Below are 22,614 nucleotides of genomic sequence, written 5' to 3'. Positions count from 1 at the left end.
ATATGGCTATTGCGAAAGTCCGGCAACTTCGGAAGTCAATTGAAAAATTGACGAAATGGGAGAGCTCAGGAAATGTATTTGGCTTTATTGATGGAGTTCCTGACGACAAAGTAGATTATATCTATGAGTTTTTTTGTGCAATTAAAATTTTATATGATTTAAACGTACACCATAATATTAAGCTATGTCCAGGAAAGAAAGGTTATCAATTCCCTCTTAAACCTGGTAATAAATCTGAATGGGCGAAGTTTGTAATTACAAAGGACAAGAGATCGAGCGATATCCTGTATGAGCTATGTATGGGTGTGTCTGTAAAGATTAGTTCATCTCCCCAAACAACATTTGCTGCCGATATATCTATCCAAAATCCTAATTCAGACGATCCTGATGAGTCTCATGTAGTCCTAATTATGGATGCGAAATATAAGAAGTCTAGTAAGTCAACTTTAGATATTAGTACAATTCGGGAATTTGCTCAATGTGTACGAGATATGCAAGTGCCTAAAAGAATAGACGATCTTAAGTTTAATAAGTTAATAGATTTAGCCTCTAATTGTTTATTTACAAACGGTGAGTTGATTAATGACCATGAATTGTATTGTAAGAACAATAAATTAAAGCAAGTGGGGCGGTTTGATTGTGATAACCGTCAAATGGTGGTGCTGGGGTAAGTAATGCGAACAAAAAATATAAATAGTACTAAATGCCCGTCCATATATTCGTTGTAGACGAAACAAATTATGAAGTTTGCATAAGAAAAGGCCTTGCTGCTATTCCTAGTAGTGAAAAGCCCGCTATTCAGGATGGCTTAATATCAAGAATGGCCGGTATCCGCCCCGATGATTTAATTTTGTTCTATGTAATTGGTAAAAAGGAACTGCGAGGAGTATTTAGGGCTGTTGAAGGGCCATTTCATGATAATCGACAAGTTTGGCAGCTAACGGAAAAAGAACAGCTATATCCTTTACGGGTACGTGTAGATAATTGGAAATATTCATTTGAAGTACCAATTAAATTAAGTGATATTTATGATTTACGCGATAATGGAAAAATTTGGACTTTTAGCCTCAGGCGCCCCTCAAGTCCTGCTAGCAATGTCATGTTTTCCATTTCTGAACATGAGTTCGATGAATTACTTAATTTATACTTGAAGTTCAATCCTGTATATTCTCATCCAAAGAAAATACGCGAACCTTACCCATATTTGGAGTCCAATTTACATGCTTTATTAAACTGTGATAAGAGCACTTATGATCCTAAATATGAGTATACTTTAATGTCTTTACTTTCATTTTCATTTGCAAATGGAAAATTTAAAGAGATATTTGGGGATTACTCCGATTATCTAAGCTATATCCCAACCAGTTTCGAAAAAGAAATTGATATGATACTTATATCAAACCATCCGATCAATCAAAAACAAATTATCGCGTACAATATTATTGAAGTTAAAAGAGATGTATTTGATGAAAAGGGATTAAGTCAGCTATTACAGTATGAGGATTGGTTTTTAAAGAAAAAAGTAAAAGGGGATTATAACATGATTCGTACTACAGCAATTGCAAAATCTTTTGATCCGGTAGTTATTGATTATTTGAAAAGAAGAAAAACATATGAAAATAAATACCTTTCTTTATTGCAATATAATAATGACAAGACTGGTTTAACTCTTCAGAAAGTCCCTTACTAATTTTTCGGTAATAATCTGGTGTGACAGTTCCATCAATAATTTTGCTTTACCCCCTGGCACAATTTTTATAACCCCATAACCCCCTCCGGCTATCCTCCCACGTTAGCCCAACTTCCCACGCAATAAGTACTTTTATGTATTTCCGCATTTCGTAACCTTCCAAGGAGTTGATTGGCACAGTTTTGCGGGTTGCTACGATCTCAATACTTTTTGAAAAATCTATGAAACTGTCTATTCTACAATTCCCCATTTTGTTGCTTCTTGTTGCAACATCAGTGACTGCTTTTGCTACTAACTATTATGTAGACCCGTCGTCACCAGGGAGAAACCTTGGGACATACGAAGATCCATGGCACGGCATTAACGACATTCCCCAATTTGTGAATTTCTTTCAACCGGGCGATAACGTTTATCTCAAACGGGGTCAACAATACTGGGGTACGCTATCTGTTAATAGTAGTGGCCGGGAGGGCGCACCTATTACGTTCATGCCCTACGGTGAAGGTGCTGCGCCCATCTTCAAATACGGTTCCTGGAACTTTACCGATCCGCAGATCTATAATCGCGTATTCATCCGGTTGAATCAATGTAACTACATCGTTATCGATGGATTTGAAATGAGCGACTATACCATCCGCGACTGGGACCGTAGCGGAACAGCGAATGTGGGTTATGGCGTATACATATATAAAGGTTGGAATAACACTATTAAGAATTGTAGCATGTCGCGGATAGGTTCGGGTGTTAACATAGATGGTGGTAGCTATAACACCGTTACCAATTGCGATATCCGCAACCTGCGCATGATCATCAATACCTCCTGGCAAATGTGGGACGATTTTGGCGCCGTAGGCATTGTAGTAGGCGGTTCTAACAATACCATCAGCCACAATCGAATTCAGGAATGCTGGAGCAACAGCTACGATTATAACCTCGATGGCGGCGCTATTGAAATGTATGGCGAGGTTTCTGATAACAAAATATTATACAACACCGCCAGTGATAACATCGGCTTTATGGAGTTTGGCAGCGGCTGGGGCGGCCATGCACTCAATAACCTCGTGGCCTATAACCTGCTCGTAAATAACGGCCACGTATTCTGGATCAACTCTACCAGCATATATGCCCTTGATGTGCGTAATCTTCAGTTCTATAATAATAACGTCGTTGAAAACAAAACGCCGCGCCTGCCCGATGTCAGGAATCTCATTGGCATTATGAGTACTCCCTGGGTGTCGAATGTGCTTACGATGAAGAACAACATCTTCTGGATAAACACTTCTTCCAATATCACCGATCCTACTTACAAACCTTTTAACGGGCCGCAATTGATTCACCAAAGCAATGTTTTTCATTTAAATGGTGGCGGCCTTGGGTTTGAACCGGAATGGTCGGAACAAAACCTGCCTAAAGACGTAGAGGTATTTGCCAATAGTTATTCTGACGATCCGCTTTCCTGGAACTATGATCTGCGACCCACTTCTGCCGCTGTTAACTGGGGTCAATGGACCGGCATTTTAAAAGACTTCTGGGGGAAAGATGTTCCTTACAGCGGTGCTCCCGATGCAGGTATTTCTGAAAGCAGTTCAAGTCTTACGCCCGCCCGGGTATCGGTGGCTTCAACCGGTGGTGAAGTTATTGATCGCAGTCTCACAACTGGCGCCCTCACTGTTTCGCCTAATCCGGCGCAGGATTATATATACCTGAAATTACCGGGTGATAATTTCATTAACAAAGAAGTGCTGGTAGTGAATATGGCTGGCGCCATACTGCAAAAGCAAAAATTAAGTGATGCAGGTAGTCAGGTGAAGCTGAACGTGAGCGCACTGCCTAAAGGCTCTTACGCAGTAAAGCTTGTAGATCCCAAAACCGGTAAATCGCAAAGCACCACGTTTATTAAATAGAAGTAAGAAGTACAAAATACAATTTCTGATTTTGAGATTTAGGGATTTTGAGATTTCTTTAGGCTTGAACCTAATAATTAGTCTCGAAATTCCTAAATCCCCAAATCTCTAAATCTAAAAATCTCAAAATTCTTACCTGCTTCCTACTTCACCTTCTGCTTCACATACTCACTCGGCGTTACCCCAAACTGCCCCTTAAAACACGTACTGAAATATTTCGCATTATTAAACCCAACTGAATAAGCGATCTCCGAAATATTTCCCGTACCCGCATCTAACAATTGCTTTGCGCGCTTTAGTCGCATCTCGCGTACAAACTCTACCGGCGCTAATCCGGTTAGCCCTTTGAACTTGCGATAAAATGTGGTGCGGCCCATGGCCACCGTTTCGGCAACGGTATCGATATTGAAATCTACATCGGCCATTTTTTCTTCAACGATGGAAGCGATTTGTTGCAGGAACGCTTCATCGCGGGAAGTGATGGTCACTTCGCCGGGTTCCAGTTGAATGGTTTTCTTTCCTTCGAGTAAAGCGTTCAATACCTTCTTTCGCTGACTGATCAAATTGCGGATAGCCGCTACCAGAAAATCGTGACGGAAAGGTTTGGTAATATAATAATCGGCGCCATAGTCGAGCCCTTCTATCTGACTCTCGATGGCGCTTTTGGCGGTCAATAATATTACGGGAATATGGCTGGTAACCAGGTTGTTTTTTAGTTTATCGAGCATCTCTATGCCATTCATCTTCGGCATCATGATATCACTGAGCACAAGATCGGGTTGTAGCTCAAGCGCCCTGGCCAATCCTTCTTCGCCATTGTCGGCGGTTTCAACGCGATAAAGTGTATTGAGTTGGGTTTTGAGAAAGGCTTGTAAATCGGCATTATCTTCTACAACCAATAACAGAGGTAAATTGCCATTTGCTTCTACAGCTTCTGTAAGGGGTGTTTCATAGCTCACCAGTATTTCATCGGTAGCCTCGGCATGTTGTAAAAAGGCTGGAGTAGTAGTGGCGGCCTGTGCCTTGCCAACTGCCAACGTAACAGTCACCGTTAATCCGCCATCTTCATTATTACGTGGGGTAATGGTGCCCCCATGCAGCGTGATCATTTCTTTCGACAGGGCCAGGCCAATACCCGTACCTTTTTGTTTACTTTCGGTTATGTTCTCTTCGTAAAACAATTCAAATATTTTATCCAGCATCTCTGGCGGTACTCCTTTGCCCTGATCGCTTACCTCAATTTGTACCTTATTATGTTGCGCCAATTGCGACACCCGTACCCGAATGGCTTTTCCATTGGGCGTAAATTTAAATGCATTCGCCACCAGGTTGTAGATCACGGTTTCTATTTTGTCTATATCCAGCCAGGCTTCTATTTCTTTGCTTTCGCTCACTACCTGGAAGTCGATCTTTTTCTCGCGTGCTAATTCTAAGAAGTATTCGCCGATGCTTTTTACAAAGGAAACCACTTCCACCCTCGATGGATGTATGATGCCTTTACCGCTTTGCAGTTTGCGTAAGTCGAGCAACTGGTTTACAAACCGGGCCATGCGCTCCGCATTCTTCCGTACTACTTCTACATATTTCCGGCTTTGCGGTGTAAGATTTTCCTGTTTGCCTATTTCTTCAATAGGATTTAATATAAGCGTAAGTGGTGTTCGTAACTCGTGCGATACATTGGTAAAGAAGTTCAACTTCAACTCGGCCAGTTTCTTTTCTACTGCAATACGGTGGCGCAAACGTAAGTTGGTTACAATAGCACGGCGTACAATTTCTAAAATAATAACCGTTACCAGCACATATAATAAATATGCCCACCAGGTTTTCCACCACGGCGGCAATATGGAGATGTGCATACTCTTAACCGGACCATTACTATACAACTCCTGGTTCATGGTCTTCACCTCAAACACATACTCGCCCGGCGGCAAATTGGTATACGTTGCCCGGCGCTCACTGCGGTTATAATGCCAGCCCGTATCAAAACCCTGTAAGCGGTAGGCATACGACTGCTTGTCGCCCGACCGATAGTCGAGCACTACATAATCGATACTAATAATATTCTGATTATGTTCCAGTGTAAGCTTCGACGTATGGTTTACCGAAAAGGGCAGTATGTTATTTCTGCCAGTAGTAATATCGGCATTGTTTATTTGCAAATTGGTAAAGGCGATCTCCGCATGTACCGGGTGCGTTACAATGGTCCTGGGGTCGAAGGTGAGGTAACCTTTGAGGGTGCCGAATACCAACTGTCCATTGGCGGCGCGTAACCCTGCCGCTTCTGAAAAGGCATAAGGTGGCACCCCATCATATGAATTGTAATTACGAAAAGTTTTATGCTGTATATCGAACCTGCTCAAACCGGTTTGTGTAGCTATCCATAAATTATGGTCGTTGTCTTCCACACAACTTACCAGGTAATCATTGGGCAAACCATCCTGTGTAGTATACACCTGGAATTTCAAAGCCTTCATGGGATCATCGCCTATCGCCTGGTTCAAACCGCCACCCGATGTGGCCAGCCACATGGTATTGCGTGAGTCGCGATAAATATATTGAATATCATTATTGCCCAAACTGTACTGATCGCCTGGAATCTTTTGATACATAGCATAGGTGAACTTCGGGGTATTGGGGTTTACGATGATCAATCCGTCGGTAGTAGCCACCCAAATATTACCCTGTTTGTCTTCCGCTATATTGCGCACCTTTCTGAAGATATTGGCTGGAATGTCGCGTAAGGCGTTTCTGTCGTGGATAAAACTTACGCGATCGCCTTCGTTCACCACCAGGTTCAACCCGTTTTCAAAACTACCTACCCAAATGCGGCCGGCTTTATCTTCCAGCAATGCATAGATCTCGTTGCTGCTGATGCTTGTTGGGTCATTGGCATTAGTGATGTAATTATACAATTGGTACCTGGTCTCTTCTTTATTCAACGGCACTGCTTTATACAGCCCATGGGTTTTTGTGCCCAGCCATACTGTGCCGCTTTTGTCTTGCATAATGGTATATACCAATCCCAACCCCTGCGCCGGCATATTGGTAAACTGAATATTGGCCGGTTTACCATTTTCCAGGATGTAGAGTTTGGCGCTTTTGGTGCCCAACCATAATCGCTTTTTGCGATCTTCCCAAATACCGCGCACTTCATTGTCGCTCTGGAATTCGCCGGGGCGTACCAGCAATTGCTGATCGAATGCATTCTGTTGAAAAGTTATTTTCTCTACCCCGCGTTCATCGGTGCGGATCCAAAGCAAACCAGCAGGGTCGTAATACCAAACGCCAATATTGTTTGAGAACAAATGATTGGAGGCGCCGGGCTCATTGTAAAAATATTCTACTTTATCTGTTACAGAATCATAATAACCAAAGCCGCCGCCTTTCATACTTACCCAAACCCGGTTCTGGTTATCTTCCAATACAGTATAGTGGTCTTTAGGAAAAAGATACCGCGCATTACTTTTCTGCTGATAAGTTTTCATTTTACCGGTGACCGGATTAATTCTGATCACACCTTCTTTCTGCGGTTCTACCCATAAATAACCGGAGCGGTCTTCATAGATGCTGAACAATGCATTGCCCGGTTCATTAATTAATTTAGTAAGTGTATAACTGTTAAGATGATTCAACTGCATGCTAAACAACTCGCCGCCGGAAGTGGTAATAAAAAGACTGGAAAGTTTTTTGCCTACCTGTATGGAATGGATGGCTGCATTGCTAATAGATCTTGTACTCACAGACCCATCGAGGCTTACAAGAAATAAACGGCCATCGCCTGTGCCAAAGCATAGGGCATTTTCATCTACCATCGTCGCCATACAGGTATAAGCAATACCCCCCGGAAAATCTGGTCCGGGCGTGTTCTTATAAACCCCTTTTTCATCTTTTTTCAAATGCACCAGGCCCTTTTCCGTACCCACCCAAATAGTTCCATCCTTCATTTCTTTAAAGAAATGGATCTTATTCGAGGGCAAACTAAACTCTTTTGATGCGCCTTCCTGGTAAGTGTAGTAGCCCGATGTATCGGTTTGCGGCGAAGTAACCACCACCAGCCCTTCATCCAGGGTTTCTATCCATATTTTTCCATTGCGGGTGCTGAGTATTCTTTTGAAAGTATATTTTCTTTTTGGCGGCAGATTGATGATCGCATTCAGTGGCAGCAACTTCTCCGTACGTTTGTTGAAACGATAAACCTGCCCATCGTACCCAACGATCCATAATTGCAGAAAACCGTCTTCAACGATCTGATCAATGCGCGGGCTTTTGAAATAACTCTGGTCGCCGGGCGACGATTTGTACGTAACAAAACGCTGGCCGTCGAAGCGGTTAATACCGTTCCAGGTGCCAAACCACATAAACCCTTCACTATCTTTAAATATGGTGGTGATAATATCGTGCGAAAGCCCGTCTTCTGTAGAGTAATGCTCAATTTTACATTTAGGTTGGGCAAAGAGTGTTACTACAGTAAGTACCTGTAAAACCAACAGTCCGAAAAAATATCTCGCGATCCTAATCATAGCACTATACAATCGTACAGGCAATGTAGCAATTTACTTGTACAATTTACCTTTTTTGCCCATCACTTTACCGGCTTTAACCATGGTAAGCGGGCAATTCATCGTGGTTTGTGGCCCCCACCCCCCGACAACCGCCCGTTGGTATGGAAGTACGCCGGGTTACGCGGTGAAAAAGCATAAAGGAGTAACTTATTATTATAAAAACGATGTGTGTTGCAAATTTGAAGTCAGAGGTCTGAGGTCAGAGGTCTGAGATGTCGCGAGTCTTCCGGCTTCCGACATCTGACTTGGGTTACTTTTTGGTAGATTCGGTATTATTATTGGCGTATTTACAGAGATCGCCAATGTATAGCTATTATGTTATTGACCATTACAACTACCCACCAACCTGCTTCAGACCTGAGCTACCTGTTGCACAAGCATCCCGGCAAAGTGCAGGAGTTTGAATTTTCCACCGGTGTAGCCCATGTATTTTATCCCGAAGTTTCTGAACAGAAATGCACCATTTGTTTATTGCTCGATATTGATCCCGTGGGCCTCGTGCGCCGAAGCAACGGCCCGCGCGGAAATGATTTTGCCCTTGAACAATATGTGAATGATCGTCCATATGTTGCCAGCTCGTTTATGAGCTCGGCTATTGTAAAGGCGTTCAGTACCGCCATGAACGGGCGTTGTAAAGAAAAGCCTGAACTGGTTTCGGTGCCCATGCCTTTTGAAATTGAGATCGCCGCCATTCCCGTACGGGGCGGTGAAGCGGTGGTAAAAGAATTGTTTGAACCCCTGGGGTATCAAATAGAATTGCAACGTCACCCCGTTGACACACATTTTCCCGAATGGGGCGAGAGCCGCTATTTTACCCTGCGGTTGAAAAATACGGTAACGGCGCAACAACTATTATCGCATTTGTATATCCTTATTCCGGTTTGTGATAATGATAAACATTACTGGATTGGGCAGAGTGAAGCAGAAAAATTACTGGAGAAAGGGCAGGACTGGCTGCCTTTGCACCCGGCCCGGGAATTTATTACCATGCGCTATTTAAAACACCAGCGCAGCCTGGCCAACCAGGTAATGGAGGTGTTGTTGAAAGACGAAGCAACACCTGAGGAAGATGAGGCAGAAGAAAAGCCGGTGCCCGAACAAAAGAAACGCGTGCACGACATGCGCCTGCAAACCGTGCGTGATGAATTGAAACAGGCAAACGCCAAAACCGTCGTTGACCTGGGTTGTGGCGAGGGGAAGTTGCTGAAGTTATTGCTGGAAGAAAAGCAGTTTGAAAAGATCCTGGGTATGGATGTGAGCTATCGCTCGCTTGAAATTGCCAGGGATAAACTAAAGCTTGATAAAATATCCACCGCACAACGGCAACGCATAGAACTGATACAGGGTTCGCTTACTTATCGCGATAAACGCATTGAAGGTTTTGATGCTGCGGCGCTGGTTGAGGTGATAGAACATTTGGACGAACCGCGGCTGGCAGCATTGGAAAAGATCGTATTTAAATATGCCAAACCCATTGATGTAATTGTTACCACGCCTAATGCCGAATACAATAAAAAGTTTGAAGGGTTAACGGCCGGACAAATGCGACATTCAGACCATCGCTTTGAGTGGACGCGAGCCGAGTTTCAGCAATGGGGCAATCGCATAGCCGAGGAATATAACTATGATGTAGTGTATAAACCGGTAGGGGAAGAAGACCCCGAAGTGGGCGCGCTGACGCAAATGGCGCTTTTTACAACTAAACAAAGAACACCAGCATTGAACAGGTTTTTATAGCATGACGAACAAAAATATACATATACCGGAATTGTCGTTAGTGGTTTTGATGGGGGCTTCCAGCTCTGGTAAAAGCACTTTTGCCAGGAAGTTTTTTAAACCAACGGAGATCGTTTCTTCAGATGCCTGCCGTGCCATGGTAAGGGACGATGAGAACAGTTTGGAAGGATCCAGTGACGCATTTGACGTAGCGAGATTTATAACAGCTAAACGATTGAAGGCTGGCTTATTGACGGTGATAGATGCTACTAACGTGCAGGAGGCCGGCCGTAAAGACTGGGTGCGCCTGGCGCGGGAATACCATGTGCTGCCAACGGCCATCGTACTCAACCTGCCTGAGAAATTATTGGGTGCACGCAATGCCGTGCGGCCCGATCGCGACATGGGCAAACACGTAATACCACAACAGGTTAGCCAGCTGAAAAGAAGTCTGCGGCATTTAAAGCTGGAAGGGTTCAGAAATATTATTGAGCTGCGTACACAGGAAGAGGTAGATGCTATTGAAAGCATTGTACGCGATCCGCTATATAATAATAAGAAGCTTGAGAAAGGCCCATTCGATATCATTGGCGATGTGCATGGCTGTTACGATGAGCTGGTAACGTTAATCGAAGATCTTGGCTATATAAATACCGACGGTTTATACAAACACCCTGCCGGCCGCAAACTGGTATGGGTGGGCGATTTGGTTGACCGTGGCCCTAAAACACCCGAGGTATTGCGACTGGTGATGAACCATGTAAATGCAGGGTTGGCCTTTTGCGTGCCCGGTAACCATGATGCTAAATTGCTGAAATGGTTAAATGGTAGGGATGTAACCATTGCGCATGGTTTGCAGGAGTCTATTGATCAGCTACACCAGGAAACACCCGAGTTCAGGAATGATGTAAAGAAATTCCTCGACGGGCTGGTGAGCCATTATGTATTTGATGGCGGCAACCTGGTAGTGGCGCATGCGGGTTTACGGGAGGAGATGCATGGCCGTGGTTCCGGGGCGGTGCGCGAGTTTTGTATGTATGGCGAAACCACCGGTGAAATTGATGAGTTTGGTTTACCCGTTCGCTATAACTGGGCAGCTGAATATAAAGGCAAGGCCATGGTGGTATACGGTCACACCCCCGTACCCGAACCACAATGGCTGAACAAAACCATTGATATTGATACCGGTTGCGTTTTTGGCGGTAGATTAACTGCCTTGCGTTATCCGGAGAAGGAGCTGGTATCGGTTCCTGCTGCCCGTGAATATGCCGTGTCGAAACGACCATTGCATATAAAACCAGGCAATGTGCTTTCATTGCAACAATTGCACGATGATGTGCTGGAGCTTGAAGATGTGGCGGGTAAACATATTGTGTCAACCACCCATGGGCATAACATTACCATTCGGGAAGAAAATGCCATAGCCGCGCTGGAAATAATGAGCCGGTTTGCCATCAATCCCAAATGGTTGATCTATTTGCCGCCAACGATGAGCCCCTCGGAGACCAGCAAGCTGGATGGCTATCTTGAATACCCCACCGAAGCATTTGACTATTACAAAAGCGTTGGGGTAGAACGTGTGATCTGTGAAGAAAAACACATGGGTTCGCGTTCCATTGTAATTGTTGGGCGCGATGAAGAAGCCATTCATAAAACCTTTGGAATAAAAAATGAAGGTATGGGTGTTGTATATACCCGCACGGGCCGCGATTTCTTTACCAATAAAAAACAGGAGCAGGATTTTCTGCTGCTGGTGAATGATGCGTTGGAGAAAAGCGGTTTTTACGATCGTTTTCAAACAAGCTGGGTGTGTTTGGATTGCGAACTGATGCCCTGGAGCGCCAAAGCGCAGGCACTGCTGGAAACGCAATACGGTTCAGTAGGCGCTGCTGCTACGCAAGGTTTGCATAGTGCGGTTGATGCATTGGTGAAGGCGGCTGCCAATAATGAGGCCGCGTTGCCACTGCTGGAAAAATACAAATTGAAGAAAGAACAAACCAGTCAGTTTATAGATGCGTATCGCCGCTATTGCTGGCCGGTGCATAAACTTACCGATTATAAGCTGGCGCCGTTTCATATTCTGGCCACCGAAGGTAAAACCTGGGTAGATCAGAGCCATGAATGGCATATGGAAAACATACAACAGGTATGCGAGGCCGATTCTTCGATACTGCTGGCAACACCATATCGCATTGTTGACCTGAACAATGAGAATAGCATACAGGAGGCTACCGATTGGTGGTTGTCGTTAACTGCAAAAGGTGGAGAAGGCATGGTGGTAAAACCATTCGATTATATTCATGCCAATAAAAAAGGGTTGGTACAACCGGCTATTAAAATACGCGGACAGGAATACCTGCGTATCATTTATGGACCTGAGTATACCACGCCCTCGAACTTAAACCGGTTAAAGATGCGAGGGCTAAACGCCAAACGCTCACTGGCTATACGCGAGTTTGCATTGGGAGTGGAAGGCCTGGAGCGGTTTATTAAAAAAGAACCGTTACGCCGGGTACATGAATGCGTGTTTGGGGTATTGGCCCTGGAAAGCGAACCGGTGGATCCAAGATTGTAGGGTAGGGGAAAATGACTTACTTTACATTCTTAACATAACTACATGGAATTCTTACACCCGGCGGTAAAAGAAGGTAAAAAGTATTTGAACCCAATACCAACCAGTGTTAGCACGGGATCGTTGTGGGGCGTATTGTGGCGGTATATGACCAATAAAGCCGAAACAACACCCAAACGAAAATTGGGTCCATTTACGACAGATACGTCAATATACAAACAGGCGCCGGCGTCGGGATTGCGTATTACCTGGGTAGGGCATTCCAGTTTGCTGATAGAGGTGGATGGATTGCGCTTATTGACCGATCCCGTATGGAGTAACCGCGCTTCTTTCTCCGGCTTCATAGGGCCACACCGTTTCTTTCCGGCACCGGTGGCTTTAGTAGATCTTATGCCGCTGGATGCCATCATTATTTCACACGACCATTACGATCACCTCGACAGGCATGTAATACCACAGTTTGCTTCTTCAAAGGTTCCGTTCTATTGTTCAAAAGGTGTTGGGCAATACCTGCAGGCCTGGGGTATACAAAAAGAAAGGATCACTGAAATGGACTGGATGGATAAGGCAACCATCGGCAATAACTGTACGATAACAGCCTTGCCTGCCCGCCATTTTTCGGGCCGGGGATTGTTTAACCGGTTTGAAACGTTGTGGTCGTCATTTGCCATAAAAACGGCTGCGCATAACATTTACTATGGCGCCGACAGTGGCTGGCACGATGGGTTTAATGAAATAGGAGAAGTGTATGGCCCGTTTGATTTGACTATGCTGGAAATAGGCGCTTATAATGAAAATTGGGCCGATATACATATGGGGCCCGATAATGCCATCAAAGCACACCAGGCATTGAAAGGAAAAATAATGATGCCCATACACTGGGGCACGTTCAACCTGGCATTGCATCCCTGGAACGAACCGGTAAAAAGAGTGATGGAAGGGGCCTCGGCAAAAGGCATTAAATTGTTCTTACCAAAGCCGGGCGTACCTACTGAGGTAACTGCTGGTGAATATATTTCGAGGTGGTGGGAGTAAGAAGCATTAACCTTATAACATATCCAATGAAAACATTTTGGTTAAGTATTGTGCTTATATGCACCCTGGTAGCCTGTAAAGAGAATAGTAAAACGGGAAACGATAACAAAGAGAAGCCATTTGATATTTTATCTATGCCTGCTGATTGGGTAACTTTAAAGAAAACTGACAGCGGGATGATCGTTTTTAATTCATGCGACGGCGGCAATCCTATTCTATCCATAAGTAAAGTAAAAGATACAATCGGACTATTAATACATGGTTCGCAGGAAGATTACGATTATGTTGTTTTGGGATGTGAGTTGATTGAAAAGGATACGATACTTGTGAAAGTAAAGTGGAGGAATTGGGAGGGAAGCCAGGATTTTAAATTTGTTTGGGTTGATAAAGCCAAACAAGTGGGAAAGTGGATCACAACATTTAAAGGAATTGGTGAAGTGGATTACGTTTGTGTAAATTCAATATTTCAAAAGAATTTTAAAACGGTGAACCAACCCTGCCGCGAATGCTGGGGCGATGAATGTGATGAAAAAGACAGCCTTTGGATGAAAAAAGATTCGGCAGCAGTAATACAAGATACATCAGCAAATAATAATCTATGAAGCTGACAACCGACGAAACAAACGACATCTTAAAAGTAGTGACCGACTATACCTATGCGCTGGATGTATTGGATAAATACGACCACCAGGTGCTGGAAATAGAGGACACTACAGCAGAAGAGTTCTTCCAAATTACGTACGACGAAGCCATGAAAGCCATTCAGGGGCTACGTGATAAATTTGGCGGTAGTGCGTTGTTCGGTAATGAAAAAGATGAATCTTTTCAGGGTTCGCTGGCAGCTATATATCAAACTTTCAATGGGCAATTCCTATATCCCAGCATAGAAGAGAAAGCGGCAAATTTGCTATACTTTGTAATAAAGAACCATTCCTTCTCCGACGGTAATAAACGCATTGCTGCATTTCTGTTCGTATGGTTTCTTTATAAAAATCACATCTTATATAATGCCGATGGTTCAAAACGCATTGCTGATAATGCATTGGTAGCCATTGCCCTCATGATAGCCGAAAGCAAACCCGATGAAAAAGATATGATGATAAAAGTAGTGGTGAGTTTGATCAATAGTAGAAACTAAGTCGTTTAATAACTTATCCGACATTAAGCGTTTAATTTTTAGCTTAAGCAAGTCAGTTACCTGTTTCAATTGATAGAGACCATAATATCTAATCAATTAAACAAGTACTTATGCAAAACAAAGGTGAAGTAATTATTTACGAGATGCCTGACGGGCAGGCAGCCATTGATGTGAAGCTTGAAAATGATACAGTGTGGTTAACTCAAGAACAAATGGCTGAATTATTCGGGAAGTCGAAGAAAACCGTTAGCGAACACATAAAAAATATTTACGGCGAAAACGAACTTTTAGAAATGGAGACAAAAAGGAAATCCGGAATTTCCGGATTTTCTGACAAACCGACCAGTTTTTATAGCCTTGATGTCATAATTTCAGTTGGTTACCGGGTTAAATCTGCAAGAGGCACGCAGTTTCGCATTTGGGCAAATAAGGTATTAAAAGATTATCTTACAAAGGGTTATGCCGTCAATGAAAAGCGTCTTCGGGAACAATCCCGCCAATTGGAAGAGTTAAAGCAAACGGTAAAACTGCTGGGCAATGTTATAAGTACACACGAATTGACTTCAGACGAGGCCAATGGCCTGCTCAAGGTGGTAACCGATTATACCTACGCGCTTGATGTGCTTGACCAATATGATCACCAGGTACTGGAAATTCATGATACTACTTTAAAAGAGTTTTTTCAGGTCACTTACAGTGAAGCAATAAACGCCATCAAAGGTCTTAGAGATAAATTTGGCGGTAGCATGCTATTTGGGAATGAAAAAGACGAATCCTTTCAAGGTTCACTGGCTGCTATATATCAAACTTTCGGAGGCCAATTTTTATATCCTAGTGTTGAAGAGAAAGCAGCAAACCTGTTGTACTTCGTAATAAAGAACCATTCCTTTTCAGATGGTAATAAACGTATAGCCGCATTTTTGTTTGTGTGGTTTTTGGAAAAGAACCGTATACTTTACCGCAATGACGGTTCAAAACGTATTGCCGACAATGCCCTGGTTGCGCTTACCCTCATGATCGCCGAAAGCAAACCCGATGAAAAAGATATGATGATAAAGGTGGTGGTGAGTTTGATCAATAGCAGGAATTGATTGAACTGTTGCAGAAATTGCAACAGTTCAAATTAAAAAGCAAATCCGGAAATTCCGGATTTCCTGACATGTTTTCAGTTGTTGCAAAAAATGCAACTTGGCATAGATTTAAAAAAACAAGCAACTACTCGTGAGGCTCGGATTAAGAAACTGAATAACTGAACAACTGTGAACAACTGAATAACTAATCAACGAACAGAGGATTCTAATAGAAACGAGTTCATTTTGAACTATGAACTGTGAACAGGGAACTGTGAACTAAGAATTCCGCAACCGTTTGCAAACCATTGAATGCTCCTTCTTCGTAAATTGTACGTGAAATTTTGGGGGTATTTCAAAGGTATGTATACGGAACTAACTGGCTTAAGGGCACTTACAACTGCCTGGCGGCGTTTGATGAATGGGTGGCTGCTACTGCTATTGTGCTCGGTTTTCCCCGTAAAACTGGTGCATGCCCAAACACGCGATCTTCGCTTCAAACACCTTGGCATTGCCGATGGACTTTCGCAAAGTACCGTATATGCGCTCTTTCAGGACCGCAAAAGTTTTATCTGGATCGGCACTACCGATGGTCTTAGCCGCTACGATGGCTACTCTTTCCGGCACTTCAAATACGATCAGCAAAATAAACACAGTGTAGGCAGCAACGAACTGCAGGCCCTGGGTGAAGACGCGGATGGCAATCTGCTGGTAGGTACCTCGGTGGGCCTCGATCTGTTCGATCACCGTAAAGAAATGTTCTACCCCATACCCGTCAAAGGCGACGAAAGCGCCACACGGTATGTGAAATGTATTTATACCGATAGCCGTGGTATTATTTGGGTGGGTACCAGTCGCGGACTTGCTACCTATGATTCAAAACAAAAGTTGTTAATCCCTATCGATGTAGGTAATAGAAATAAAGGCACCCTGTATGCTATTGCCGAAGACCATGAACATAATATGTGGTTTGCCGATGGAAGGAACATCATTAAATACGACCCGGTAAACAAACGGATGCTGCCTTTGCCGAACAGTTTGCTGAGTAACCCTCTTTATCTAAAGAGCGTAGTTCGGGTTATTGCCATTGACTCATTGCACAACATTTGGCTTGGCACCGAACGCGATGGGGTTATCTTTCTCGATCAGCAAAAAGGCACCTCCTGTAATATCAATGCAGCCACAAGGCCCAGGCCCATAAGTAATGATATGGTGCGCGCCATTGGTTTTCATGACGGCAATGCCTGGATAGGCACCCGCAATGGCATGTACGTTGTAAATAACAACTTGCAGGTACAGCATCATTACCAGGTAAACCGGTACGACCGGTCCTCTTTATCGGGCAACTCGGTGCTGTGTTTTATGAAAGACAATGCGGGCAGTATGTGGATAGGCACTTTTGCCGGCGGCATTAGCATTGAACAACCCGGGAATAATAACTTCAGCTATATTGGGGAACGTGATGATGACCGGCCTGGACTGAATTACCCTGTTGTAAGCCGGATACTGGAAGATAAACAACACAACCTGTGGATAGCCACTGAGGGCGGTGGCGTGAATGTATATAATCCCGCTACAGGGCATTTTAAATACATACATCTCAACCCCGCTTCTGAGCACCTGGTAAATCAGGAAACCATTAAGGCCATTCAATTTGACGATAAGGATAATTTGTGGATAGGCACCCTGGAAGGACTGTTCTATTATGAACCTGCCAGTGGCCGCATTCAACAACACAAATTACAGCAGGGCAGTAGCATGTACGATGAAATGATCTATGGCCTTGCTTATTATAATGGGGAGTTATGGATAGGTACCAAGGGCGGATTGTTTAAGCGGGATGCCAATGGTGTGCTCACCACTTTTCGGCACAATGCAAAAGATGCGGGGAGCATAATATCAAACGACATCAACGCCTTGATGCGCGATCATATTGGCGGCATCTGGATCGGTACCGAGTCGGGTTTGTCGTATTTGCCGCCTCAACAAAACCGCTTTACCAATTACCTGGCCGAATACGAGAATGTATTTAATAAGAATGCCATTCTTTGTATGTATGAAGATCGCCATGGCAACTATTGGACGGGCACCCGAGGTGGCGGATTGAAAGTATTCAACAAACAACAGAATAAATTCTATACCCTCGATACCGCGTACGGCCTGGCCGATAATATCGTGCACGCTATTATTGAAGATAACCAGGGCAACCTATGGGTAAGCTTTAACCAGGCCATTGCTAAGATCGTTCTCCAAAAAGCAACCCCGCCTTTCAGCAAAAGTGATGTGCAGGTAATCAATTATTCGGTAAACAATGGGTTGGGCACCAATGAATTTCAAACCGGGGTTTGCAAAACGGCATCGGGACAGATCATCTTCGGTGGTATGAACGGTATTGTGGCCTTTCAACCCGAACAAATGGTGCTGAATAAAGTGCCGCCGCCAGTAGTGTTGACCGATCTGCTGATCAAAAATATTCCCGCTGTTATCGGTGCCGGCCATTCGCCCTTACAGCAATCGGTTACTTATACAAACGAGCTTACACTTACTTACGATCAGGCCTATTTCACCATTCGCTTTGCGGCATTGAACTATATAAACCCGCGCACCAATCAGTATGCCTATATGTTGCAGGGACTGAACGATGATAAACAGTGGCATTATGTAGGCAATCAACAAACCGCTACCTATACCAATTTGCCTGCCGGCAATTACGTATTTAAAGTAAAAGCCGCCAATAACGACGGACTGTGGAATGAACATTTTACCGAGCTGCATATAAAAGTGCTGCCGCCCATTTGGAAAACCTGGTACGCCTATCTGCTGTATACATTAGTGGCAGGCGGCTTGTTGTATTTCTTCTATTTCTATTCTGTGAAAACCGCTAAGCTGAAAAACCAGCTGGCGTTACAGGAGCTGAACCGGCAAAAAGATGAAGAGCTGGTGCAACGAAAGTTGAGCTTCTTCACAAACATTTCTCACGAAATAAAAACCCCACTTACGCTGGTGCTGGCGCCTATTGAAAAGCTGTTGGCCATGATGCAGGGCAAAGAAAAGGAAAGTGAGCAACTGAAGATGATGCAACGCAATGGCGAGAAGTTGTTACGGCTTACCGATCAGCTGCTTGATTTTAGAAAGTTTGAAGCGGGTAATATGCCCTTGCAGGTAGCGCCGGGCAATGTGGTTGAATTTGTAAGAGAAGTGCTGTTGTCGTTTGAAGGGTTTGCCAGGCATCAGCAGGTAACGCTTGCATTAGAGGTGAAAGAACAGGCGGGTGAAGTTTGGTTTGATGCCGATAAGCTGGAGAAGATATTGTTCAACCTGTTATCAAATGCATTTAAGTTTACGCCTGCCGGCGGAACAATAACTGTAAAAGTAAACAGTACAATTAATAATATTACCATTGAGGTAAGCGATACCGGTTCGGGTATTGCTGCCGAGCATTTGGAAACCATTTTTAATCCATTTCAACATTACAACGATACCGGTAAACTGGTGGCAGGTACAGGTATCGGCCTCGCATTTACAAAGGGACTGGTTACGCTGCATCATGGAGCTATTACTGTAGAAAGCAGAAAGGCTTCGTTGGGCATGGCTGGTTACACTTGTTTTACGGTAACCCTGCCTGCAAATAAAGAAGCATTCAAAGGTGAGGAATTTAAACAGGATGAAACGCCGGTTGCTGCAATTAATACGGTAGCTATACCTGCTGAAGCTGTATCCCCGGCTGTGCCGGAAGACGGTTCTTTACCATTGCTGCTTATTGTAGAAGATAATGATGAAGTGCGGGCCATGCTGGCCGATCATTTTGCTGCCGCCTTTACGGTACATGCTGCTGCCAACGGTAATGAAGGCTGGCAAATGGCCACTGATCTTTTGCCCGATATCGTGATCAGCGATGTGATGTTGCCCGGTATGCATGGCACCGAATTATGCCGGCAGTTGAAGAAGGATAGCAGAACAAGCCATATTCCACTTATTCTACTAACTGCCCGCACGCAACTCAATTACCAGATAGAAGGTTTTGAAACGGGCGCCGACGAATACATTACCAAGCCGTTTAGTTTGTCGTTATTGCAGGTGCGGGTGAACAACCTGTTGCAATCGCGCCGCATGTTGCGCGAAAGGTATAGTAAAGATGTTACACTGCAACCAAGTGGGCTGGCCATTACCCCCGCCGATGAAGTGTTTATAGATAAAGTGATGCGCTTTATTGAAGACAATATTATGGAACCCACCCTGCAGGTAGAGGAAATGGGCAAGGTGGTAAACATGAGCCGCACTACGTTGTACCGGAAAATAAAGGGGCTAACCGGTCAATCGGTAATAGAATTTATTCGCGGCGTGCGGCTAAAACGCGCCGCTCAATTTCTTGCCCGCAACGAATACACCGTAAATGAGGTGGCCTACATGGTCGGGTTCTCCGACGTAGATTATTTCCGCAAATGCTTCAAGCAGGAATTTGGCAAAACGCCCAAAGAATATGCCGGGGCGAGGGAGTAGAATGGCGTACAAACAACACCTTTTTTTGAATTCATGATGGCTATAAATGCGTTAAAGATAGCCGTCTTTGCGTCATTGGTTGCCATCCATGCGTTCATGATGACCATCTTTGCGTCATTGGGAGGTATCCATGCGGTAAAGATAGCTGTCTTTGCGTCATTGCCAGGTACCTATGCGTTAAAGGTAGCCATCATTGCGCCATTGGCAGGCATCTTTACTTTCATGATAGCCATCTTTACGTCATTGATAGCCATCAATGCGTTCATGATGGCCAACTTTGCGTCATTGATAGGTACCAATGCGTTAAAGATTGCCACTCATGCGTTAAAAATTGGCACTTTTCAATCCCTATCAACCTGTCAACATATCAACTTGTCAACTCGCCAGTTAGAATCGCAAAGTTTGTCTCTGATACGTACACTCACCTGTAATTCAATCATCTCTGAAACAAACGACCGGTATTTCTGCATCATTTCACCCGCCTTTTTCACCCCAGTCACTCTTAATTTCGGCACAGACCAGCGCAAATAAACCGGAACGAACAAACCAAAACACTGTTTTATGGCCGTGCAGAGTGTACCTACTATTAAAGAAATGGCCCGCCAGCTTAACCTCTCTTCCTCTACCGTTTCCCGGGCATTGAACGGAAACCAGAGCATTGGGTTAAGAACAAAAATGCGGGTGAAGCAACTGGCAGACCAACTGAGTTATGCCCCCAACCTGAATGCCATATCCTTAAAACAAAAGAAAACCTTCATTATTGGGGTAATTGTACCCAACCTGCGGGAGCACTTTTTTTCCGAGGCCGTTTGCGCCATCGAAGACCTGGCCCTGCAGAACAAATATCACGTCCTAATTAACCAGTCGCAGGACGACCCCGAGCGCGAAAGGCAAATTGTGGAGTCGATGAAAAGCCTGCGCGTTGATGGCATTATTGCCTCCCTGTCGAAAAACACTCAAAGCTGCGATCATTTCCTGGCGCTCAGGAATTATAATATCCCGGTGGTGTACTTCGACCGGGTGCCAAACCGGCAGGATGTGCATAAGGTAGTATTCAATATGCACGGCGGCACCAAAGACGCCATTGAGCACCTTTACAACAGAGGGCATCGCCGTATTGCTATTTTGAATGGTCCGGAGTCGATGGCTTCGTCCATTGAGCGAACCAATGCCTACAAACAGGTGATGATAAAAAAGCGCATCAAGATCGATATGTCGCTGGTGGTATCAACCGACCTTACCCAGGCGGGCACCTTTGAAGCTATGGACAACCTGATGGCCCAACATCCGCGGCCAACCGCCGTAGTGACCATGAATGATTATGTGGCGCTCGATGTAATTGAATATGCAAAAAACACCAAACTAAAGATCAATAAAGACCTCTGCGTTATCAGCTACGCCAATCTGCCTATCATAAACTATCTGCAAACACCGCCTGTAGCTTCGGTTGAACAATATCCCTGGCAACAGGGCGCCAAAGCCGCCGGCATTATGATGGACCTTATCAAAAACAACGACAGCGATGAACCGCTCGTCTTTCAACATGTGATCATCGACGGCAAGTTGATGGTACATGAAAAAAAGAAACGCTAAAACCAAAACTAACAACATATGCAATTCATTCTGTATTTACTACCGGCTTTAATAGCTATGCTTTCGCTGGGCTGCAATAAAGACAGCGATGTAACAGAAATTCCCTATGTAAGAAAATACTGGAACGAAACGGCCAGCAGCAATTATGAAGTGCCGGTAACAAAGAGCGCCGAAATAAAGGCAAAGATGTTCCTGAACCTGATGACCGATGATGTTTTTTATTTCGACATTTTGGTTGACAGCACTTTGCAGGATGTAATCACCGGCGCTGGTTTGTATTACGGCACCGCTTCGAGCAATGGTACTTTACTGGCCGATATAAAACCTGAGATAAATGGCCGATCCATAAAAGGAAGTGTTCAACTGACAACTGCACAGGCTGCCGATATGATGGCCAAACCCATGTTCCTGAATGTGCAAAGCAAATTGTTTCCCCAGGGCCTGGTGCGTTTACAGTTGGAGAAGAATATCGACTGGTATGCGGATGTAGCGCTTACTGGTGCATCAGTTGTTCCTGCGGTTACTACCGGCGCTTCGGGCAAAGTGGTGTTGCGTATTACCACCGATAAAGTATTGCATTACCAGGTAATGGTAAATGGCACCGATGGCAGCGATGTATTACAGGAAACCCATTTGCATGCCGGCGCAGCGGGTTTAAATGGCACCGAGCAATTAAAACTTATTACAATAGCTACAGATTATAACAGAGAGAAGTCAGCGGCCGGTTTGTCGGATGCAGTGCTTACGCTGCTGAAAAGTTCGGCTTGTTATATAGATGTGCATTCAACGGCCAAACCGGCTGGTTTACTGCGCGGCCAACTGCGATAGGTCATT

Annotated in this window: 14 protein-coding genes; 13 read left to right on the top strand and 1 reads right to left on the bottom strand. The window is 44.3% G+C overall.

Annotated elements, in window-relative coordinates:
• Positions 1 to 2: 2 nt before the first annotated feature.
• From GGD38_RS08540 to GGD38_RS08530, 3 genes are all read left to right on the top strand, one after another.
• The gene (locus GGD38_RS08540) at positions 3 to 671 is read left to right on the top strand and encodes a hypothetical protein (RefSeq protein ID WP_375298425.1); all 669 of its coding nucleotides are present in this window, start codon (positions 3 to 5) and stop codon (positions 669 to 671) included.
• A 32-nt stretch (positions 672 to 703) separates the two neighbouring features.
• Positions 704 to 1,690 carry a hypothetical protein gene (locus GGD38_RS08535; RefSeq protein WP_375298426.1) on the top strand — a complete coding sequence of 329 codons (987 nt, stop codon included), beginning with the start codon at positions 704 to 706 and terminating at the stop codon, positions 1,688 to 1,690.
• A 221-nt stretch (positions 1,691 to 1,911) separates the two neighbouring features.
• Positions 1,912 to 3,594: a right-handed parallel beta-helix repeat-containing protein gene (locus GGD38_RS08530; RefSeq protein ID WP_375298427.1), complete on the top strand. Its 1,683-nt coding sequence runs from the start codon at positions 1,912 to 1,914 to the stop codon at positions 3,592 to 3,594.
• Positions 3,595 to 3,737: 143 nt separating this feature from the next.
• Here GGD38_RS08530 and GGD38_RS08525 read toward each other — a convergent pair whose 3' ends face one another.
• A complete protein-coding gene (locus GGD38_RS08525; protein ID WP_375298428.1) occupies positions 3,738 to 8,114 on the bottom strand; it encodes a two-component regulator propeller domain-containing protein in 4,377 nt (1,458 codons plus the stop codon).
• A gap of 357 nt (positions 8,115 to 8,471) precedes the next feature.
• Here GGD38_RS08525 and GGD38_RS08520 point away from each other — a divergent pair, with 357 nt between their 5' ends.
• The 10 genes from GGD38_RS08520 to GGD38_RS08475 all read left to right on the top strand — a co-directional run bounded on the left by GGD38_RS08520 (position 8,472) and on the right by GGD38_RS08475 (position 22,608).
• On the top strand, positions 8,472 to 9,893 hold the full coding sequence (locus GGD38_RS08520; protein ID WP_375298429.1) for a 3' terminal RNA ribose 2'-O-methyltransferase Hen1: 1,422 nt from the start codon (positions 8,472 to 8,474) through the stop codon (positions 9,891 to 9,893).
• Position 9,894: 1 nt separating this feature from the next.
• Positions 9,895 to 12,447 (top strand): polynucleotide kinase-phosphatase, encoded by a 2,553-nt coding sequence (locus GGD38_RS08515; protein WP_375298430.1) that lies wholly within the window; start codon positions 9,895 to 9,897, stop codon positions 12,445 to 12,447.
• A 42-nt stretch (positions 12,448 to 12,489) separates the two neighbouring features.
• Positions 12,490 to 13,479 carry an MBL fold metallo-hydrolase gene (locus GGD38_RS08510; RefSeq protein ID WP_375298431.1) on the top strand — a complete coding sequence of 330 codons (990 nt, stop codon included), beginning with the start codon at positions 12,490 to 12,492 and terminating at the stop codon, positions 13,477 to 13,479.
• Positions 13,480 to 13,505: 26 nt separating this feature from the next.
• The gene (locus tag GGD38_RS08505; RefSeq protein WP_375298432.1) at positions 13,506 to 14,081 is read left to right on the top strand and encodes a hypothetical protein; all 576 of its coding nucleotides are present in this window, start codon (positions 13,506 to 13,508) and stop codon (positions 14,079 to 14,081) included.
• Positions 14,078 to 14,617 carry a type II toxin-antitoxin system death-on-curing family toxin gene (locus tag GGD38_RS08500; protein ID WP_375298433.1) on the top strand — a complete coding sequence of 180 codons (540 nt, stop codon included), beginning with the start codon at positions 14,078 to 14,080 and terminating at the stop codon, positions 14,615 to 14,617. Before GGD38_RS08505 ends, GGD38_RS08500 begins: the two co-directional genes overlap by 4 nt.
• Before the next feature lie 110 nt (positions 14,618 to 14,727).
• Positions 14,728 to 15,708, top strand: a complete 981-nt coding sequence (gene rhuM, locus GGD38_RS08495) for a RhuM family protein (protein WP_375298434.1) — start codon at positions 14,728 to 14,730, stop codon at positions 15,706 to 15,708.
• Positions 15,709 to 16,050: 342 nt separating this feature from the next.
• Positions 16,051 to 20,187 carry a two-component regulator propeller domain-containing protein gene (locus tag GGD38_RS08490; protein ID WP_375298435.1) on the top strand — a complete coding sequence of 1,379 codons (4,137 nt, stop codon included), beginning with the start codon at positions 16,051 to 16,053 and terminating at the stop codon, positions 20,185 to 20,187.
• Between the two features lie 33 nt (positions 20,188 to 20,220).
• The gene (locus GGD38_RS08485; RefSeq protein WP_375298436.1) at positions 20,221 to 20,718 is read left to right on the top strand and encodes a hypothetical protein; all 498 of its coding nucleotides are present in this window, start codon (positions 20,221 to 20,223) and stop codon (positions 20,716 to 20,718) included.
• Positions 20,719 to 20,748: 30 nt separating this feature from the next.
• Positions 20,749 to 21,780 carry a LacI family DNA-binding transcriptional regulator gene (locus tag GGD38_RS08480; protein WP_375298437.1) on the top strand — a complete coding sequence of 344 codons (1,032 nt, stop codon included), beginning with the start codon at positions 20,749 to 20,751 and terminating at the stop codon, positions 21,778 to 21,780.
• An 18-nt stretch (positions 21,781 to 21,798) separates the two neighbouring features.
• A complete protein-coding gene (locus tag GGD38_RS08475; RefSeq protein WP_375298438.1) occupies positions 21,799 to 22,608 on the top strand; it encodes a CHRD domain-containing protein in 810 nt (269 codons plus the stop codon).
• Positions 22,609 to 22,614 lie beyond the last annotated feature (6 nt).

The sequence above is a fragment of the Niastella sp. OAS944 genome (assembly GCA_024809215.1).
In the GTDB taxonomy this organism is placed as follows: domain Bacteria; phylum Bacteroidota; class Bacteroidia; order Chitinophagales; family Chitinophagaceae; genus Niastella.
The sequence above is the reverse complement of the archived record's forward strand: the minus strand, read 5'-3'. Positions and strand labels throughout refer to the sequence as shown.

What these genes read in the sequence shown, in the direction of transcription:
- GGD38_RS08485 (WP_375298436.1), top strand. Translation starts at nt 20,221, where the DNA reads ATGATGGCTATAAATGCGTTAAAGATAGCCGTCTTTGCGTCATTGGTT.
- GGD38_RS08535 (WP_375298426.1), top strand. Translation starts at nt 704, where the DNA reads ATGCCCGTCCATATATTCGTTGTAGACGAAACAAATTATGAAGTTTGC.
- GGD38_RS08490 (WP_375298435.1), top strand. Translation starts at nt 16,051, where the DNA reads ATGTATACGGAACTAACTGGCTTAAGGGCACTTACAACTGCCTGGCGG.
- GGD38_RS08525 (WP_375298428.1), bottom strand. Translation starts at nt 8,114, where the DNA reads ATGATTAGGATCGCGAGATATTTTTTCGGACTGTTGGTTTTACAGGTA.
- GGD38_RS08505 (WP_375298432.1), top strand. Translation starts at nt 13,506, where the DNA reads ATGAAAACATTTTGGTTAAGTATTGTGCTTATATGCACCCTGGTAGCC.
- GGD38_RS08515 (WP_375298430.1), top strand. Translation starts at nt 9,895, where the DNA reads ATGACGAACAAAAATATACATATACCGGAATTGTCGTTAGTGGTTTTG.
- GGD38_RS08480 (WP_375298437.1), top strand. Translation starts at nt 20,749, where the DNA reads ATGGCCGTGCAGAGTGTACCTACTATTAAAGAAATGGCCCGCCAGCTT.
- GGD38_RS08510 (WP_375298431.1), top strand. Translation starts at nt 12,490, where the DNA reads ATGGAATTCTTACACCCGGCGGTAAAAGAAGGTAAAAAGTATTTGAAC.
- GGD38_RS08520 (WP_375298429.1), top strand. Translation starts at nt 8,472, where the DNA reads ATGTTATTGACCATTACAACTACCCACCAACCTGCTTCAGACCTGAGC.
- rhuM (WP_375298434.1), top strand. Translation starts at nt 14,728, where the DNA reads ATGCAAAACAAAGGTGAAGTAATTATTTACGAGATGCCTGACGGGCAG.
- GGD38_RS08540 (WP_375298425.1), top strand. Translation starts at nt 3, where the DNA reads ATGGCTATTGCGAAAGTCCGGCAACTTCGGAAGTCAATTGAAAAATTG.
- GGD38_RS08500 (WP_375298433.1), top strand. Translation starts at nt 14,078, where the DNA reads ATGAAGCTGACAACCGACGAAACAAACGACATCTTAAAAGTAGTGACC.
- GGD38_RS08475 (WP_375298438.1), top strand. Translation starts at nt 21,799, where the DNA reads ATGCAATTCATTCTGTATTTACTACCGGCTTTAATAGCTATGCTTTCG.
- GGD38_RS08530 (WP_375298427.1), top strand. Translation starts at nt 1,912, where the DNA reads ATGAAACTGTCTATTCTACAATTCCCCATTTTGTTGCTTCTTGTTGCA.